Origin of the sequence: Photorhabdus sp. S10-54 (genome assembly GCF_963878145.1) — a bacterium.
GTDB classification, from domain to species: Bacteria; Pseudomonadota; Gammaproteobacteria; order Enterobacterales; family Enterobacteriaceae; genus Photorhabdus; species Photorhabdus kayaii.
In genome coordinates, this window is sequence record NZ_CAWNXG010000007.1 from 147,838 (window position 1) to 169,057 (window position 21,220).

Here is a 21,220-nt window from a genome sequence, read left to right on the forward strand (position 1 = left end):
CATATTCGTATTCAGATGTCACGATTAGCCTCATCCCTGAATCCAATCTCTTTATGTCTCAGAAAAATTTAGCCATAAAACTGACTGATACTCTCTTTTTCTTGGCCGGATACGATGACATTTAACAGCCGTTCATAATATGTAGCCATCCTATCAATAACTGCTTCTGTATACAGTTCCGGATTGTAATTGAGTTCACAACTGATATTTTGTGGCATGTATAAGAAATTCATCCCAAATGATTCAAAAGGAATTATTTCGGTCTCTATCACTTCCACATCAAGGTTTGGCAGTGATAATTTTTCATCTTTAGACATGTCGATAAAATCATAGAAACTTTGTGCATCCAAATAGTTAAACAGAACGTTAAATATATTATCCCTCGCCTTTTCTCCCACCGCGTCAATCACGACAGACATGTGGATATTAGAATTCTCTATGGCGCGATGAATAGACTGACTAACCTGCTTAATGATTCCTTGTAGGCTCATTTCCTTACTGATATTTGATTTTACTATCAAGTCACCCAAGAATAACCCTATTGTTTGATGGCTTTCTATGAGAGTTCGGTCAGCTTTTGGTGAGGTAACAATATGTTGTGATTCACCAGAGTGCATAAAAAGACAAGTGTGGAACAAAGCCATAAATAACATATAAGGTGTGATCTTCTGAGTTTCACAATATTGCAAAACAGCTTTATCCAGCGAATCTGGTATTTTGATATGGCGGGCGTGAGACCGATATTTTGAAGCCAGATGTTTTCTGAAAGAAACAGGAAAATCGCGTTCTGGATTAACATCAGAAAATTGTTGTTGCCAGAATTTAATTTGTTTTTTAGCTGCCTCAGTCGCATGGATTTCTTGCAAGTCATAAACATAACCAGAATATTGCATGGCAACGGGTGGCAACATGTTTTCTTGCTCCTGTGAATAAGCCGTATATAACTGTTTAAACTCATTCATAATGATATTGACAGACCATCCATCGGAGATAATATGGTGTACATCAATAAATAATACCGTGATTGTTTCCGAAACAGGCAGTAGGAATGTCTTGATTAGCGGGCCATTATAAACATCAAAAGGTGTTCTTAATTTCTCTTCCCAGAGCTTATTAATTTCAATAATGATTTGTTCTCTCTCGATTCCTCTTGGTAACGCTTCAATAACTTGAAGATTAATTTTCATACTATTATCAGGCTGCATGAAAATTTGCCCATTTTCTTTATAAAACTTAAAACGCAAACTTTCATGTCGCGCTAAGATGGTATTTAAACTTTTTTCCAACGCACTGTGATTCAACTCTCCTTCCATCAGTAAAGTAATAGGTACGTGGAAACTGTCCTCCAACAGCGCTTCTTGAATAAAATACCAATACATTTTCTGACAATAAGAAATAGGCATTTTTCCATCAAATGTATTGTGATCAGATATATTGTGTGTTGTCTTCGGTGCGGATATTTCATGCTTATGACTGTGACAAATTACACTGGCAATCTGAGCAATGGTTGGATTTGCAAATAACTCATGCATACTGAAATTATTGGCCAAAGTATTTCTTATGGAAGCGGTTATTTTAACTGCCAAGAGTGAGTGACCACCGAGTGAGAAGAAATTATCATAAATGCCAATTTGATTGATTTTTAGATGTTCTTGCCATAACTGACAAAGTTTTTCTTCGATTTCATCTCTCGGTGCAATATAAGCCTGACGACGTAAGCCATTTTCATCTGGAATAGGTAACGCTTTTTTATCCACTTTATTGTTCAAATTCAGTGGAATACGTTCCAATGGGATATAGAGACTGGGCACCATATAGTCAGGTAGTTGTTTTTTCAAGGCGGATTCCAATAGCTCTGCAAGTTCTCCACTAATAGCAGGAAGTTGCGGATAATTAGCTAAATGCGTCTGGCTGTAATCTGAGCGCGCCTGCACTTGAGGTAATTCACCTCGGCTGAAAATCACATCCAGTAAATCAGGTTGCTGCTGTGACCATGTAAGTTCACACTGGTAGCCGCACTGTTCCGCATATTGAAGTAAGGATTCGAGTGCCAAAACTTGCTCCGCGGCTTCTGGAGAAAAACCGTCGGCATCTTTTAGTGGAAAAACAATCTGATTAGATGGCCAATGGCGTAGCCCTTCCGCTAAATCAAAATCATCTTTGATACGGGCATTAGGAATACCTGAGACACCAAATGTATCGAATTTCCCTATCTCTAACACATTACGAAGATCTTCAATAGAATTAAAATCGCACCAAGTTATGGGTAAATTGCAACATAACTCCGCATTTTTATCGCATTTATGTAATATCACTTCATAACGATAGCGCAGCATTTCATTGTCGCCAACACCACGTTTAACCAAAATATCAACTCTTCCAATTTCAGGGTAACGCGTCGGCAATTGTGCAAAATAGGTTGGACTCAGTAAAAACTCTTTTTCTTTCTGTAGACGCTGTTGAATGCGGTTTGCCAGCGTACCCACCGAAATACGTTGCCCATTCAGGCGATTTTTCTCGATGGCTGTTACATGTGCAGTTAACAAATCTAAGTTACGGATATCTCCCAGTAAAATTTTCCCCCCGGTTTTAACCGCAGGCAATAACTGTGTAATGACTTTTTCCAGATATTGAATATTGGGGAAATATTGGACAACGGAATGCATCACAACGGTATCGAACTGATCAGGCGTGATTGTGCCTAAATTCAGTGCATCTCCCCTGATTAGCTCCACGTGTGACCAGCCACGCTGCCGCAAAATTTTCTGGTGATGTGTCAATACCTCCGCTGAAATATCAGTGACCAATACTGATTCGCACCGTTCAGCATAGCGATACAACAATAAACCCGCCCCACAGCCAATTTCCAATAAGCTGCGGGGATGCAGGGATTCAATCCGCTGCATGGTACCCGCCCGCCATTCTTCCATTTGGTCCAATGCGATCGGCTGTCCGGTATAATTATTTATCCAACCATCAAAATCACTATTGTTATCGCTCTCATCGGTAGTATCGGTGACAATATTTTTTGTTATCTCCCGCCGATACCGACCATCAAAGATCTCTGTCCAGCTTTCAAGGTAATCTGCATTAAAAGCGGCTGCTTTCTCCGGCAGCCAATTCGTACTCGGGCAAACATAAGCAATGAGTTTCCTATCCTCACTGTCATAACCATCAGCGATCACGGCAGCATTACTTAAAATCTCCTGCCCCGCCAGCACCGATTCGATTTCCCCCAATTCAATACGATGGCTGCGAATTTTAACCTGCGAATCCAAGCGGCCAATGAATTCCAACTCACCTTCTGGCGTCCAGCGTACTAAATCACCAGTACAGTAAAGTCGGTCTGCCGGGTTGGTACTGAAGGGATCTCGGATAAATTGTTTTTCCGTGATATCCGGTGCATTCCGGTAACCACGTGCCAGTTGAATGCCACCGATATGCAGTTCCCCGACAGCCCCAAGAGGCACCAGATTACCGTCGGAATTCAGGATACGCATCACAGTATTCGGCAGCGGTTTTCCAATCGTCACTCGCTTATCTGCTGTTAATAAGGCGGAGGTCACAATCGAAGTACACTCTGTTGGGCCATAAACGTTAAACAGCTTTCTGCCCTGTGACCACTGCGCGGCAATATGCGGCACCACAGCCTCCCCTGCCAGCAACAAAGTTGAAATTGTGCGCCATTTGTTAAAATCCAAATGAGGCAACAGCGCCGGCGGGAGTACAGCGTGGGTAATGTGGTGTTTTTCAACCATCTCATCCAACCATTCAGGCGAACGGCGGTGTGTTTCTGAAATCAAATACAATGTGGCACCATAGGCCAAAGTCATTGCCATTTCCAACACTGCGGCGTCGAAGCTCCAGGAAGCAAACTGCAACCCGCGAATATCAGCATCCGCACCAAATAACGTGGCTTGTGCTTGTACCAGATTCACCCAACCCTTGTGCTCCAGCATCGCTCCTTTTGGTCGGCCAGTAGAACCAGAGGTATAAATGACATAGGCCAGATGATTTTCTGTCAGGGGTACTGAACGATGAACGATATTGCCAGTGGGCAGGTTTTGCACATGTGACTGTACCGTTTCAGCATCCAGACAGATAACGCGTTGCTGGCTGATAGGCAATTTATCAACCAGCGGTGTTTCGGTCAGGATAAATTCAGCACCACTGTGCTCCAACATGTATTGCAGGCGGGCTTGCGGATAACTGGCATCCAAAGGCACATAAGCTCCACCCGCTTTGAGGATGCTCAGCAGTGCAATCACCGTTTGCAATGACCGGGGAAGGCAAATTGCAACCAGAATATCTGGCTGGATACCCTGCTCAATCAGGTAATACGCCAACTGATTGGCCTGAGCATTAACAGCCTGATAACTTAAAGCCTCTTCACCAAAAACCAGCGCGGTTTTTTCAGGATTCAGTGCCACTTGTTCTTCAAACAACTCATGAAAGCAGCGCCCTTGTGGGTAATGGTTCTGTGGCCCATTTAATTCATGCAGTAAGGTATGCTTTTCAACTTCTGTCAATAATGGGAGTTCATGAATGGAGGGTTCTTTATTTACTGAATCATCTGTCATCACCTCAACAATGCCAGAAAGCAAGGTTTCGTAATTGGCGATAAATCTTTCAATGGTACTGCTATAGAACAGACTCGTATTTGAAACCCATATTATAGATAATTCTCCTGTCTGTTCTTCTTCAAAAACATGGATTTCCAAATCAAACCGAGTCGTTCTAAGTAAATTATCCTCGGATTCAATAATATTATCCTGTTCCAGTATTGTGTCACGTTGGTTATTCTGTACTGCAAACATGATTTGGAAGATGGGGTTATGGTTTGGGTTCCGTTCCGGACTGAGCTTTTCTACCAACATCTCAAACGGCAAATCTTGATGTTCGTAAGCATCCAGAATGGTACGGCTGTTTTGTTTTAATAATCCACTGAACGTCGGCTGACCGGATAAATCTGTTCTGATAACCAATGAATTAACAAAAAAACCGATCAGCGGTTCAATATCAGGATGTTGTCTGCCGGCAATTACTGTTCCAACCAGAATATCTTTCTCATTACTATAGCGGCTCAGCAATACAGTAAAAGCCGTTTCCAGAAACATGAATAAGGTAACGTTATGCTTAGCACACAGTCCTCTAATTGCTTGGGTTAACCGCGAGGAAATATGTTGTGTATGAAAACACCCTTCGATATTTTGTTTCTCTGGCCGTGGATTATCCAGCGGCACACGGTGGATTGGTGAAATTCCGGCTAACTGCTTCTGCCAATATGTCAGCTGTTTTTTCAGCACATCACCTTGCAGCCAGCCCTGTTGCCACTGGGCATAATCGGCATATTGAATTTTCAGCGGCGGTAGCGGATTTGTCTCACCCTGACAATAAGCTTTGTATAACGTGAAAAATTCATAGAGAAATATTGCCATCGACCAGCCATCGAAGGCGATATGATGTATCGTATAAATAATAAGGTAATCATTTTCTGCCAATTTTATTAACCTAATGCGCAACATCAGATCTGTATTAAGGTTAAAAATTAGATTCTCTTCTTCCTTACTGAGTTGTTTTACCTGATCGTTTTTCTCAGTTTCAGGTAACGCAGATAAATCATGATGTGTAATCGGTAAATCATAATCAGTGGCAATAAATTGCCGCGGTTCGTTATTGATGATTTTAAAATGGGTACGCAAGACTTCATGGCGTTCAAGTAATGCCTTAACGACTGCCTCAAACGCCTTTATGTTAATGGATTCCCGCAGCCTGAAATCCCCCATACAATTATACTGGGGACTGCTTCCATCCAGTTGATCAATAAACCATAGTCGTTGTTGAGCAAATGAAAGCGGATAATGTTCTGCTTTGCCATCACGCTGAATATCTTGCAAAAAGTGATGCGTTTTAGTTTGCTCTTCTGAATCGAGCTGGTTCAGAAAATCAATCAACTCCTGTTTATGCCATTTCCATTCACTGAGCAAAGCGGGTGAAATACTGCTGCGGCTGGTCTCGTATTGTAAACGGTTATCAGTAACGAACAGAGTAATTCCCTGATCTAAAGCCTCATTGACAATTCGCGCTGCATTTTTCATATATCACCTTTCAACAGTTCTTGTGCTGTTTCTTTCCCAGCCTGAAAATGTTTTCTTTTTTCTTTGATAAGATGAATAGTGACAACCTGTGATAGCTGCTCAAGTGTCGGGTGTTCAAAAACACTTCTCAACGGAACTTCTATTTCTAATTCGTTACGTATTGAACTAATAAGGCGCGTTGCCTGAAGTGAATGTCCACCCAAGGTGAAGAAATTGTCATAGATGCCTACTTGACTGACATTCAATAACCGCTTCCATAACTGACCGATCTTAATTTCTATTTCATTCCTTGGCGCCACATAGTTTTGTCGGCGTAAATCGTCTTCATTTGGGATCGGTAACGCTTTTTTGTCCACTTTGTTATTTAATGTGAGTGGCATTCGTTCCAAAGGAATATAAAGACCTGGAACCATATATTCTGGCAATTGTTGTTTCAGTACGGATTCGAGTAATTCTGAAAGTTCCCCACTAATGGCCGAAATTTGCGGATAATTAGCTAGATGGGTTTGATTATAGTCAGTACGTGCTTGTACAGGTGGTAACTCCCCACGACTAAAAACCACATCCAGCAAATCAAGTTGCTGTTGTGACCATGTAATGCCGCATTGATAACCACATTGTTCAGCATATTGCAGTAAGGATTCGAATTCCTGAACCTGTTGTAATGCCTGTGGGGAGAAACTGCCGACATTTGCTGGTGGCGTTATCATCTGATTGGCTGACCAGTGACGCAGCCCTTCTGCCAAAGTGAGGTCATCTTTAATTCTGGCATTGGGGATACCTGAAATACCCAATATATCCTCCGTGCCCATCTGTAACAAATTACGCAGACTTTCAAAAGAATCGAAATTATGCCAATTTGAAAACAATTCATTACAAGATTTGGTATTTTCACCTCTTTTGTGCAATATGACATCGTAACGATAACGCAACATTTCATTGTCGCCGATGCCACGTTTAACCAGAATATCAACCCGGCCAATTTCAGGGCAACGCTCAGGCAATTGGGCAAAATAAGTTGGACTGAGTAAAAACTCGGGTTCTTGTTGTAAACGCCGCTGAATACGGTTCGCCAGCGCCCCTACCTGAATACGTTGCCCGTTAAGATGACTTTGCTCTATCGCTGTAGCATGGGCGGTTAATAGATCTAAATTACGGATATCTCCCAACAAAATTTTCCCATCCGCTTCAACCGCCGGTATTAACTGTTCAAGTACTTTTTCCAGATATTGAACATTAGGGAAATATTGGACAACAGAGTTAATCACGACAGTATCAAATTCATCAGCACTCAAGGTTCCTAAGTTGAGTGCATCTCCTCTTCTGAGCTGCACATGTGACCAGCCACGTTGTTGCAGAATATGTTGATGCCGATTTAAAACCTCAGCCGAAATATCGGTAGCCACCACTGATTCGCACCATTCAGCATAGCGATACAACAATAATCCGGTACCACAACCAATTTCCAGTAAGCGATGAGGATGCAGGGCTTTAATCCTGTGCATGATTCCTGCTAACCATTCCTCCATTTGCTCAAGGGCAATCGGCTGTTCAGTATAGCTGTTCATCCAGCCACCGAAATCACTGTCTAATGCGACTATATCACCTCTCTGAGCGCTCCCTTTTTGAGTACTATCCGTTATGGGTTGACGGTACTGCTCATCAAAAATTTCTGTCCAGTTCTCAACGCTGCTTGCGTTAAATTCAACAGCTTTTTCACCTAACCACCCTGTACTTGGGCAGACATACGCAATGAGTTTTTTATCTTCATCTTGACCATAAGCGATCACAACAGCACTACTTAAAGCGTCATGCCCGGACAAGACTGTCTCGATTTCACCCAACTCTATGCGGTGACTACGGATCTTAACCTGAGAGTCAACACGGCCGATAAATTCCAACTGACCATCCGGTGTCCAGCGTACTAAATCGCCGGTTCGATAAAGCCTGTTTTCCCAACCATCCGTTGAGTGTGAGCTGCATGGATCACGGATAAACTGCCTTGCTGTGATTTCCGGTGAGTTTCGGTAACCACGTGCTAACTGAACACCGCCAATATACAGTTCCCCGATAACGCCTATCGGAGCCAAATTACCTTCCGGATCAAGAATACGCATCACAACGTTAGGCAAAGGTTTTCCAATCGTAATCTTCTCGTCAGTTAGTAAAGCTGTGGTGACAATGGATGTACATTCTGTCGGGCCATATACGTTAAACAGTTTTCTATTCTGTGACCAACGAACAGCAATCTGTGGTGGTACTGCTTCACCCGCCAAAAGCAAAGTTGAGACAGAACGCCATTTGTTAAAATTCAGATGAGGAAGCAGCGCCGGAGGTAGTACAGCATGGGTTATCTGATGTTTTTCAACGACCTCATCCAACAATTCAGGGGAACGCCGTTGGGTTTCGGAAATCAAATACAGTGTTGCGCCATAGGCCAATGTCATAGACATCTCTAAGATCATGGCGTCAAAACTCCAAGAGGCAAACTGCAACCCCCAGCAATGTGAGTCAATACCAAATAAATCTGCTTGCGAGAATGCCAGATTAACCCACCCTCTATGTTCCAGCATCACCCCTTTCGGTTTACCGGTAGAGCCAGAAGTATAAATCACATAAGCCAGATGATTTTCCGTGAGCGGAAGTGGGCGCTCAGTAATATTATCGGTAGGCATCTGTTGTAGCTGAGACTGTACTATCTCTGTATCCAGACAAATCACTTTCTGCTGGCTAATTGGCAGTTTTTCAACGAGGTGAGTTTCGGTCAGGATGAATTCGACTTCACTGTGATCCAACATATATTGGAGGCGGGCTTTCGGATAACTGGGGTCTAACGGTACATAAGCGCCACCCGCTTTAAGAATACCCAATAATGCCACAACAGCTTGCAATGACCTTGGTATGCAAAGTGCAACCAACGTGTCCGGTATGATCCCTTGTTCAAGCAGATAATGTGCCAATTGGTTAGCTTGCTCATTTAATGACTGATAGCTCAGGGTGTCATCGCCCAAAATCAGTGCATTTTTTTCAGGGTGTTGTGATACCCGCTCTTCGAAGAGTTCATGGAAACATTTCCCGGTCGGATAAGGAATTTGTGGCCCGCTCCATTCATGCAGTAAGGTATTCCGTTCAGCATCCGCCAATAATGGAATGTCATGAACGGACGGCTCGTTGATACCAACATGATGCTTCATCACATCAACAATATTGGTCAGCAAAATTTCGTAATTGGCGATTAATCTGTTAATGGTCGCATTTCTGAACAGGCTGGTGTCAGAGATCCATCCAATGGATAACTCACCTTGGTCTTCTTCATAGATATGGACTTCCAAATCAAATCGAGTGGTCAGAAGGGAACGTTCTTTAGATGTAACAATACTATCCTGCTCCAGAGTTGTATCCCGTTGATTATTCTGTACTGCAAACATGATTTGGAAAATAGGATTATAATTTAAATTCCGTTCTGGACTGATTTTCTCCACCAGCATCTCAAAAGGCAGGTCTTGATGTGCATAAGCATCCAGGATCGTACGACTATTTTGTTTTAATAGTTCACTGAATGTAGGCTGACCGGATAAATCCGTTCTGATCACCAGTGAATTGACGAAAAATCCAATCAAAGACTCAGTGTCACGGTGTCTTCGCCCTGCAAGTGGCATTCCAACCAAAATATCCTTTTCACTACTGTAACGACTCAACAACACAGCAAAAGCCGTTTCCAAAAACATAAATAACGTCACTTCATGTTTGGCGCACAGTGCTCGTATTTCTTGGGTCAAAGCTTTTGAAATACGTTGTGGATGAACATTTCCTTCAAAATTTTGTTTTTCTGGCCGTGGATTATCCAGTGGAAAACGGTGAAGTGGAGAAATACCTGATAATTGGTTTTGCCAGTAATCCAGTTGTTTTTGCAGAATATCACCTTGCAGCCAGTCCCGTTGCCATTGGGCATAATCAGTATATTGAACTTGTAATAGCGGCAGAGGATTACCCTCGCCTCGGCAATAAGCACGATATAATGTCAGCAGCTCACTGATAAAGATTGCTAACGACCAGCCATCACAGGCGATATGATGAATCGTATAGAGAATGAAATAATCATCATCTGTTAATTTCAGCAACCGAATACGCAGCATCAGGTCGGTGCTGAGATTAACAGCTTGTTTCCACTCCTGCTCACCGAGTTGTTTAAGCTGTTGTTCCTGCTCAAATTCTGAAAGTGTGGACAGATCATGTATTGTAATAGGCAAATCATAAGAAGTCGCGATAACCTGCCGGGGCTCATTATCAATAATTTTGAAATAAGTACGCAGCGATTCATGACGTTCAAGCAATGTTGCTATAGCCGCCTCAAAAGCTTTGAGATTAAGCGACTCTCTCAACCTGAAATCACCTGTGCAGTTATACTGCGGACTGCCTTCGGTAAGTTGATCGATTAACCACAAACGCTGTTGAGCAAATGAAAGTGGGTAATGTTCCGCACGCTCATAACGCGGAATACCTTGCAGTCGGTGAGTGTCCGAATCCTCTTCTGAATCGATTTGCTTCAGGAAATCAATCAATTCTTGTTTATGTTGTTTCCATTCACTGAGCAGTTCCGGAGGAATGCTATCTCGGCTGGTTTTATATTTCAGTTTGTTATCAATAACAAACAGAGTAATCCCTTGATTTAAAGCTTCATTGATAATTTGTGCTGCATTTTTCATATATCACCTTCCAATAGTTCTTGTGTTGTCTCTTGCCCAGCCTGGAAATGCTTTCTTTTTTCTTTAACCTGATGAATCGTGGCGATTCGTGCTAATCGCTCAAGTGTTGGATGCTCAAAGACACTGCTCAACGGTATTTCAATGTTTAGATCATTGCGTATTAAGCTGATAAGGCGGGTTGCCTGAAGAGAGTGACCACCCAGCACAAAAAAGTTGTCATAAATGCCGACTTGGCTAACGCCCAACACTTCTTGCCATAACTGGCTAATTTTTCTCTCCACTTCATTTCTTGGCGCAACATAACTTTGTTGGCGGAAATCATTTTCATTTGGAATAGGCAACGCTTTTTTGTCCACTTTGTTATTTAACGTGAGTGGCATTCGCTCCAGCGGAATATAAAGGCTTGGAACCATATATTCTGGTAATTGTTTTTTCAGTGCTGATTCAAGTAGCTCCGAAAGTTCAGTTTTAATATCGGAAGACTGAGATGCGTTGTCGGCATTAAATTTCAGCCCTTTTTTATCCAGCCAATCTTTGGTTGGACAAACATAGGCAATCAATCTCTTATCGTTCCCATAAGTAATAACCGCAGCACTGCTTAAGGCGTCATGTCCTACCAGTGCAGTTTCGATTTCTTCCAACTCAATCCTAAATCCTCTAATCTTGACTTGAGAGTCAATCCGGCCAATAAATTCCACACTACCATCAGGCAACCAACGGGCTAAATCTCCCGTTCGGTATAAACGTAGGGATTGGGATTTGTCCGTTAAATCAGTAATAAATTTCGTTGCGTTTGTTTCAGGGGCATTCAAGTACCCGCGCGCCAGTTGGATGCCACCAATACATAATTCCCCGGCAACACCAATAGGTACTAGATTGCCTGATGGATCAAGAATACGGATAACGGTATTGGGCAATGGTTTCCCAATCGTAATTTTGTCATCAGTTAATAAGCCCGAAGTCACAATGGCAGTACACTCTGTCGGGCCATATACGTTGAACAGTTTTCTGCCCTGTGACCAACGAACAGCGCTCTGTGGTGGTACAGCTTCCCCTGCTAAAAGTAAGGTTGAAACGGAACGCCATTTATTAAAGTCCAGGTAAGGCAGCAAAGCAGGTGGTAATACAGCATGGGTAATCTGATGTTTATCAACTAACTCATCCAAATATTCAGGGGTATGCTGTTGGGTTTCTGAAATTAAATAAAGTGCTGCTCCATACGCCAGTGTCATAGATATTTCTAAGATCATGGCATCAAAACTCCAAGAAGCGAACTGCAATCCCCGGCTATATGAATCAACACCAAATAAACCCGCCTGTGAAAGTGCCAGATTTACCCACCCCTTATGTTCCAACATAACCCCTTTCGGTTTACCCGTAGAACCAGAGGTATAAATGACATAAGCCAGATTATTTTCCGTTATTGGGAATGGGCGTTCAGCGATATTATCCGTAGGCATGTGCTGCAATTGTGATTGCATTGTCTCCGTATCCAAACAGACGACTTTCTGCTGGCTGATTGGGAGTTTTTCTATCAAATCTGTTTCGGTCAGAATGAATTCAGCTTCGCTGTGTTCCAACATATATTGAAGACGAGGTTTCGGATAGCTGGGATCTAACGGCAAATAAGCTCCCCCTGCTTTAATAATCCCCAGTAGCGCTACTACAGCGCGTATTGAACGAGGAATACAGAGCGCGACCAATGCTTCTGGTTTGATCTTTTGCTCTGTCAAGTAATGAGCGAGTTGGTTAGCTTGTTTATTTAGTTCCTGATAGCTTAATGAATTGCCGTCAAAAATAACTGCTGTTCTTTCACGATATCGGGCAACTTGCTCCTCAAACAGTTCATGAAAACAGCCTCCATGCTGGCTACGATCCTGTAGGCCATTCCATTCATGTAATAAAGTGTGTATTTCAGCTTCTGCTAATAGTGGAATCTCATGGACAGAAGGTTCCCTGTGTATCAGATCGGAGCCAATACATGGCTTCATGACACTAACAATATTAGCAAGCAAGGTTTCATAATTAGCGAGTAATCTTCCAATAGTCATATTTTTGAATAAGCTGCTGTCATAAACCCATAAAAGGGATAATCCTCCCTCCTCTTCTTCATAAATATGAATTTCCAAATCAAATCGGACTTTTAAAAGAAGACGTTCTTCAAACTCAATATTATTATCCCGCGCCAGTATCGTATCACGTTGAGTATTCTCCAGAGTAAAAGCGATTTGGAATATAGGGTTATAATTTAAGTTTCGTCCCGGACTCATTTTTTCTACCAGCATTTGAAATGGCAAATCTTGATGTGCATACGCATCCAAGATAGTGCGACTGTTCTGCTTTAATAACTCACTGAAAGTGGACTGGCCGGATAAATCCGTTCTGATCACCAGAGAGTTAACAAAAAAACCAATCAAAGGCTCAATATCATGGTGTCTTCTCCCTGCAAGTGGTGTTCCGACCAGAATGTCTTTTTCATTACTGTAACGACTCAACAATACGGCAAAGGCTGTCTCCAGAAACATGAATAATGTGACTTCATGTTGGTGACATAATGCTCTTATTTCTTGTGTTAAATCCTTTGAAATACGTTGATCATTAAGATGCCCCTCAAAACTCTGTTTCTCTGGTCGTGGGTTATCCAGTGGAAGACGGTGAAGTGGAGAAATACCTGATAACTGGGTTTGCCAATAATCCAATTGTTTTTTGAGAATATCACCTTGCAGCCAATTTCGTTGCCATTGAGCATAATCGGTATATTGGATTTTAAGTGGCGGTAATGGGGCTATTTCTCCTTTATTATACGCACGATATAAGGTGATAAGTTCATTGATAAAGATTTCTATTGACCAACTATCACAGGCAATATGGTGAATGGTATAGATAATCACATAATCATTTTCAGCCAGCTTTATCAGGCGAATACGCAACATCAAATCAGTACTGAGGTTAAAAACCAAGTTATCTTCTTCTTTACTGAATCTTTTGACTTGAGATTCTTGCTCAGTTTCAGAGAATGCAGTCAGATCATGTAGTGTAATGGGTAAATCATAGGAATGTGTTATGACTTGCCGTGGCTCATTATCAATAATTTTAATATGGGTACGTAACGCTTCATGGCGCTCAAGCAACGTTTCTACAGCAGCCTTAAAAGCATTGAAATTCAGTTGTTCCCGTAATCTCAAATATCCAGGACAATTATATTGGGGGCTACCTTCGGTAAGTTGGTCGATAAACCACAGGCGTTGTTGAGCAAATGAGAGTGGATAATGTTCTGCATGGCCATCACGTTGGATATTCTGTAATTGATATGTTTGAATTTCTTCTTCTGCATCGATCTGGCTCAAGAAGTCGATCAACTCTTGTTTATAATTTTTCCATTCACTAAACAATTCCGCAGGAATACTATCACGGCTAGTTTCGTATTGTAATCGGTTATCAGCAACAAACAGAGTAATTCCTTGATTTAAAGCCTCATTTACAATTTGCGCTGCATTTTTCATATATCTCCTTGAAAATATAATATCAAATTATTTACACATGTGATTATTTATTATGTCCGTAATTATAAAATAACAAATTTTTAATCATGTTAGCATATGGGCATCGAAAATCATTAATAACGTTGTTTGATTTTGTTATCAAAACAGCGATAAAATATGAAAATTTTTTAATTGATGAACAATATAAAATCACATAAAATTAACAGCCATTTAAGCAGATAATGAGCTTCATCCATAAAGCTTATTCATTAACTATTTACCTGTTATTCGTCTAAATATATATCTAAAAAATCTTAATCATAAAAATAACCGATATTCTCTTTTTCCTAACCAGATACAATGGCATCATTAATCGCTCATAATATCTGATGACGCTATCAATAGCTTATTTGGAATAGAGTTCTGGATTATATGAAAATTCATATAGGATATTTTAGGGCTTATTGATAAAAATCACCCCAAATGACTAGAAAGGAGTTGGAGTAATCATATAGGTTCTATGCTCAGGTTAGTAAATAATTCTTCTTCATCACTTTTCTATATCGATATAATTAAATAGTCCAATTTCTTGCAAAATGGCATCCACGTTGGGGCGTCATGCTGCCGCATCAGCCAAAGAGTTGAACGAAAGTAATGGTCAGGCCGCTGAATAGGAAGCCGAAGAGCCGGAAACAGGCTCAAGCTGATAAATCAGCATCGGCAAACACATAATCCCCATCTGCATCAAGCCTCTCACACAAACGTCCTGTAATGCAGGGCTTTTTTAACAACAACTCCTAAGCTGCCTATATTTATAGCTTGTTTTTGAAAATAAGAATTTCAATATTAGATATTCAATCTCAAATTTGTATCAACTAGATCAATCAACGATTTTGATACACCAAAATCAGCGGCTATCTTACTCCAAGCAGAGACTTTTTCTATGGTTTCCTCAATAATCCCATTGGCCATTTTTTTGGTGAACAGCGGGCTTAGTTTTTCCAATGAATAAAAATCTTGCCGAGTGAAGTTGTCTCTTTTACCGTTTAAACTCATCCAGTGGCTGTTTACCCATCTACTGTCAGGCTTGTAACTGTAGGCTAAATCGTAGGCCGGAGCCAAATCCCATTTTTTGTCTTTTAATATAAACGCGAAGTTTTTAGCGTGATCATCATGATTTCTAGCAATAATGTTAAAGCACATTCTTCTTAGTAGCCTTCTGCAATTGCTGAAGCCGTTTTTTCATGTGATATCATAACGCCCCCAAAATGACACATTAAAACCATTATTATCCATAATGAGCAATTATCAGAACATTATATATCAATCTAAACCTTGTATGTTAATGTCCTATTAAAAAAACATTATAGACTTTAACAGTGATAATATCCTATATATGGAACATTATGAAATGAGTTGATATCGGTAGAAACTGAAATAAGGTAATCCACGTAAACAGTATGATTACCAGTTTTACAAATTCAAAAGATATTAGCGTTGTGAATCTCCTCTAGACTTACTCTTATAAGAAATTAGACCTTCATTAAAAATTTCCTGATAAGATTTTTAGGCTATTTATTAACGCTTCAATATTGATTGCCATTATTTATACCCTATGGATTTCAAGATGCATCGTGACGGCAAGGGAGCGAATCCCCGGGAGCATAGCGAACTATGTGACTGGGGTGAGTGAGTGCAGCCAACAAAGAGGCAACTTGAAAGATAACGGGTATATAACCTCTTTATTCATATCTGACCTCTAGTATATAAGCACGGATAACGGTTTATTAACCACTATCCAATAAAGGTAGAAAATTAGAAAAAATATTCCAGAAAACGTCTATACAACTTGTTCAAATGCTAATACATCTACTCGCAAATCAGCTAAATAAATTCATCATATTTCACTTAAAAAACATATAGGAATATTCTGAAAATTGCTGATTTTATTGTCTCCAATAGGTGTAAAATATCACATTTTGCAAAAAATTACATGCAATTACACAACAAATGTGGGGATCACCGCTATTGCGATAATAATGTAAAGTCGAAAAGATAATGGCGCGGTATGTTTAGGAAGCCGGTAAACTCATAAAATCAAAACGCTGACCAGAAGATCAGCGCTTTGTTATTCATTTCATCAAATATTCATTATTGACCAAACATCTCCCGCAACCAGCCCGGTGCTTGTTCTTGTTGCTGAACAGGCTCTGACACTGCTGTCTGCTGGCACAAACTCTGTGGATCATAAGTCCAAACCGGTAATGTTCTCCAACCATTGCCACTACAGCTAAAGCTACCATCCTGATTAACCGCCATATCGACAATGCCTTCTGGTGGAATGTTATTCAGCATCAGCGGAGTCTGATTTTCCAGATAACGGCGATATACGTTCAACGCCCCTGTAGCCCCCGTCAGATTAGTCGGTTCGTTGTTATCACGACCAACCCATGCAATCACCACTTCTTTACCATCGATTCCTGCAAACCAGCTATCACGCAGATCATTGGTAGTGCCCGTTTTACCTGCCAGATTATAACGACCAAACTTGGCCGTCAGAGAACGAGAAGTCCCTCTCGCCACAACCTGCTGCATACCATACAGCGTCAGATAAGCGGCCTGAGCCGGTACAGCCCGTTCAGCCTGTGGGTAACTCTGATATATCACCGTGCCATCTTCCGTGATAACAGAACGTAATGCGGAAAGTGTCGCACGGTTGCCACCACTCGTCATCGTCTGGTATTCCTGCGCTACTTCTAATGGCGTCAAACTAAGAGAACCCAGTAACATCGCTGGAACCTGCTGAATCACCTCCTCCGGTACGCCAAGCCGGATCAAGGTGTTGCTGACATGATCAAGGCCAACCGCCAACCCAAGATTCACTGTAGGAATATTCAATGAACTCGCCAGCGCATCTATTAACATGACACGCCCACGGAAACGACGGTCATAATTTCTCGGTTCCCAAACCTTACTGTTCGGCTGTTTTACCGCAAGAGGTTCATCCGCCAGCCAAGTATTCAACCGATATTGATCAGGTTCACTCAATGCCGCCAAATAAGTAGAAGGTTTTGCCAATGAACCAATTGAACGACGTGCCATCATCGCTCGGTTAAATCCAGCATACTGAGGTTGAGAACCCCCAACCATCGCCCTGATTTCACCACTGATGCGATCGACAATCACCATTGCCCCTTCAAGGTCAGCAATTTTGCGGGTTTTTCTCAGGCTGGCAATTCCCTCTTCTACTGCGTTTTCAGCCGCTTCCTGAGATACCGGGTCCAATGTAGTGAAGATTTTCACGCCGGACAGGTCATTCACTCTATCCCCCAGTCTGTCCTGCAACTCCTTACGAACTAGCTGCATAAACGCCGGTTGTGGGGTAATAACCCCACCTTTCGGTTTTACCCCCAGTGGACGAGCGCTCAATAATTTATAAAGATCTTCATCAATAATTTGCTGATTTTGTAACAGCTTGAGCACCACATTACGGCGCTGGAGAGCGAGTGTCGGATTACGCCACGGGTTATAGAGTGAAGCACCTTTCACCATGCCGACCAGCAACGCCTGCTGATCCAAACTCAGTTCATCCACCGGACGGCCAAAATAATAAAGACTCGCCAGCGGGAACCCCCGGATCTGTTCACCACCACTTCGCCCCAGATAAACTTCGTTCAGATACAATTCGAGAATCCGATCTTTGCTATAGCGATAATCCATCAAAACCGCCATGTAAGCTTCATTCGCTTTACGCACCAAGGTACGTTCATTGGTCAGAAACAAGTTTCTCACCAATTGCTGCGTCAGGGTACTTCCCCCCTGAACAGTGCGTCCCGCCGTCAAGTTAGCCAGAAACGCACGCCCGATAGAAAGGATGCGGATACCATCATGTTGATAGAAATGGCGATCTTCTGTCGCCAGCAAGGTGTTAACCAGTAAATCGGGGAAACCAGAACGTGGCACAAATAACCGCTGCTCCCCATTGGGGGACTGCAACATGGTAATCAGCTTCGGATCAAGACGGAAGAACCCAAACTGACGCTGATTTTCCAGATTTTCGATCCCCGCCAAACGGTTATCGCTGAAAGTCAGCAAAGCGTGGATCTGCCCCTCTTTACTGTCAGGGAAATCAAACGGACGGCGCAACATTTCAATGGTTTCGCCTCTGACAGAAAACTCTCCTGGACGGGTAATTTTCGTCACCTGACGATATTGCATTCCTTCCAGCAGGTGTACCATCTCTTTCTTGCTGTAGTTCATGCCCGGTTCAAGATTAACCATGCGGCCATAAACTGCCGCCGGTAACTCCCAAACTTTTCCATCAATGCGATCGCGGATTTTGGCATCCAGATAGACACCATAAGCCGCCAATAATACGGCAAAAATAATAAATATCTTGAATAACAACCAGAACCAACGCCACTTTTTCTTAGGTGGACGGGAATACATTCCTTTCTTTGTCATGGGTTGATCCTCTTCATCATCGTAGTCATCATCATTTTCATAGACATTATCATCGTCATCCAACAGATATCGTCTTTTTAACGGCCGTTTACGGCGGGGTACCGGCTTTTTGCCTTTACGTCCGATTGGTTGACGATCTTCACCAGACATTCCAAAATTCTCCAAAGCCGCTTAGATGCTAATTAATTGATATTCATATCTTTTAGTGAATCTATTCGCCGGCAAAAAGTTGTTAAATTCTACTGCGAATATTTTTTTACCCGCCGAGTGGGTAATGTATTTGCCGGATCATCCGGCCATGGATGTTTTGGGTAACGCCCTTTCATCTCTTTTTGCACTTCTCGATACGAGCCTCGCCAAAAAGCGGCTAAGTCTTGCGTAATCTGCAATGGCCTTTGGGCTGGCGATAATAGTTCAAGCACCACAGCCACCCGCCCTTTTGCCAGAGATGGGCTTTGCTGCTCACCATACATTTCCTGCATCCGAACAGATAATACCGGTGGTTTATCACTGAAATAACGGATTGTTATCCGACTGCCAGTTGGAACAGTATAATAAATAGGCAGTTCATTATCCAGACACTGTTGTTGTTGCCAATCCAGTAAACTTTCCAGTGCCGGCAACAAATCAATCTGTTTCAGCCCTTTCAAATCACGCACACCAGTAAGGAACGGCATCAACCAATCATCAAGAGAAACCATTAATGCATCATTATCTACTGCCGGCCACTGCATTTCAGGCAACCATTTAGCCGCACATTGGATACGGATGCACAACTGAACTGCCGCAGGTGACCAGTTGAGCTCATGTAATCCCTCACTGCGTAACCAGTTTAGCAGGGCCAGCTGTAATTGCTCATCTGAAAGCTTTGCCAATCGTTGGGCTTTTACTGTCAAGCACCCACATTGCAGTCGTTTCCATGCTCGCAATGTCCCTTTGTTATCATCCCATTCAACGACACTCTGCTCGCTAAATAAATTCGGCTGCTGTTGTATCAGCCGTTCAATATCCAGAGGGCAAGCCAGCAAAATACGCGCATCAGGATTTCTGCTGTTTTGTAATAATGAAGGAGCCACTAGCCACGATTCGCCAGATAACTTTTCTTCATCATCGATCATCACCCCCAAACCATTAGCCAGTTGAAAACGCCCTCCCTTATCCCGATTTTTGGCTATTCTGTCAGGGAAACCTTGGGCTAATAGCATTGCAACAAATCCACCGTCTGGCTCACCAAAATGATCGCCCATATTCCTAGCTAACTGCTTTGCCCGCCGTAACCAATGAGCTTGTCGCTGCTCAACCCAATAAGTGATATCCGGCTGGCCACCACGGAGCGGTTCTTCCAGAATCGCGGTCAGCATAGCTGCGGTTGCCAGCATATCGGCCCCTTGTTCCAACCCTGCACATAATATTGCAGCCAAGCGCGGATCACTGCCGGATTCCGCCATTTTTCTGCCTCTGGACGTTAACTGACCATTGTTATTGACTGCACCTAACTGTAATAACAGCGATTTGGCTACTGCCAACGCTGCGTCAGAAGGCATATCTAGCCAGTACAATTGGGAAATATCATGACATCCCCACTGCAATAAGGAGAACCATAAGCCACTGAGATCAGCATTCAGAATTTCGGGCTCACTATACTCTGCCGCTCTTTCTGCCTGTTCTTGGCTGAATAGATGCCAACAAACACCGGCTTCCAACCGTCCCGCTCGACCAGCTCGTTGTGTCATAGAAGCTTGACTGATGCGTTGAGTGATCAAGCGAGTCAATCCATTTTTGGGTTCAAAACGCGTCGTGCGTTCAAGACCACTATCAATCACCAGTCGAATACCTTCAATCGTTAAACTGGTTTCTGCAATGTTAGTCGCCAAAACAACTTTACGGCGTCCACGTGATGAAGGCTCGATAGCTTTTTGTTGTTCAGCCAATGACAACGCACCGTATAACGGGCAAAGATCGGTATCCTCAGCAACTATCTCTTTAAGAAGTCCAAACACCCGTTGAATTTCCCCGCTGCCCGGCAAAAACAACAGCACAGAACCTTGCTCCTGTTGTAGTAACCGCAATACGACGGTGGCTACACACTGTTCAAAAGGTTGGTGAGCAGGCAAAGGACAATAATGTCTGGTCACAGAAAAGCTTCGCCCTTCTGAAATAATCACTGGCGCATCAGGCAATAAAGAAGAGAGCCGCTGATTATCCAGCGTCGCTGACATGATCAAAATTCGCAGATCATCCCGTAGCCCTGCCTGTACATCCAGCAACAATGCCAACGCAAAATCAGCCTGCAAGCTGCGCTCATGGAATTCATCCAGAATCACCAGAGAAACCCCTGTCAGCATCTGTCTCTTGATCATATTTCATAGATCAAGAGACTTGGACAGTAAATAACCTTCAAGGATGGTTTGTAACATGAACCATCCTTGCCACAGCCTTTCCCATCCCACTCGGCCATTTCGTTTTGAGT

5 protein-coding genes and 1 pseudogene are annotated in these 21,220 nt (G+C 42.5%); all 6 read right to left on the bottom strand.

Annotated features, from left to right (window positions below; translation table 11 throughout):
- Positions 1-68: 68 nt before the first annotated feature.
- Positions 69-6,098 carry a non-ribosomal peptide synthetase gene (locus tag AACQ83_RS05985; RefSeq protein ID WP_112876861.1) on the bottom strand — a complete coding sequence of 2,010 codons (6,030 nt, stop codon included), beginning with the start codon at positions 6,096-6,098 and terminating at the stop codon, positions 69-71.
- Entirely contained in the window at positions 6,095-10,804 is a 4,710-nt protein-coding gene (locus AACQ83_RS05990; protein ID WP_240000710.1) for a non-ribosomal peptide synthetase, read from the bottom strand. Before AACQ83_RS05990 ends, AACQ83_RS05985 begins: the two co-directional genes overlap by 4 nt.
- Positions 10,801-14,307, bottom strand: coding sequence for a non-ribosomal peptide synthetase (locus AACQ83_RS05995; protein WP_112876862.1), 3,507 nt, complete (start codon positions 14,305-14,307; stop codon positions 10,801-10,803). Before AACQ83_RS05995 ends, AACQ83_RS05990 begins: the two co-directional genes overlap by 4 nt.
- Before the next feature lie 825 nt (positions 14,308-15,132).
- Positions 15,133-15,501: pseudogene (locus tag AACQ83_RS06000) on the bottom strand (HipA domain-containing protein); the annotation flags it as partial.
- A gap of 936 nt (positions 15,502-16,437) precedes the next feature.
- Complete coding sequence (gene mrcB, locus AACQ83_RS06005) at positions 16,438-18,900, bottom strand: bifunctional glycosyl transferase/transpeptidase (protein WP_112876863.1); 2,463 nt, start codon at positions 18,898-18,900, stop codon at positions 16,438-16,440.
- 89 nt (positions 18,901-18,989) lie between these two features.
- Complete coding sequence (gene hrpB / locus AACQ83_RS06010) at positions 18,990-21,095, bottom strand: ATP-dependent helicase HrpB (protein ID WP_240000712.1); 2,106 nt, start codon at positions 21,093-21,095, stop codon at positions 18,990-18,992.
- Positions 21,096-21,220: the final 125 nt, after the last annotated feature.

What these genes read in the sequence shown, in the direction of transcription:
- AACQ83_RS05985 (WP_112876861.1), bottom strand. Translation starts at nt 6,098, where the DNA reads ATGAAAAATGCAGCGCGAATTGTCAATGAGGCTTTAGATCAGGGAATT.
- hrpB (WP_240000712.1), bottom strand. Translation starts at nt 21,095, where the DNA reads ATGCTGACAGGGGTTTCTCTGGTGATTCTGGATGAATTCCATGAGCGC.
- AACQ83_RS05990 (WP_240000710.1), bottom strand. Translation starts at nt 10,804, where the DNA reads ATGAAAAATGCAGCACAAATTATCAATGAAGCTTTAAATCAAGGGATT.
- AACQ83_RS05995 (WP_112876862.1), bottom strand. Translation starts at nt 14,307, where the DNA reads ATGAAAAATGCAGCGCAAATTGTAAATGAGGCTTTAAATCAAGGAATT.
- mrcB (WP_112876863.1), bottom strand. Translation starts at nt 18,900, where the DNA reads ATGTCTGGTGAAGATCGTCAACCAATCGGACGTAAAGGCAAAAAGCCG.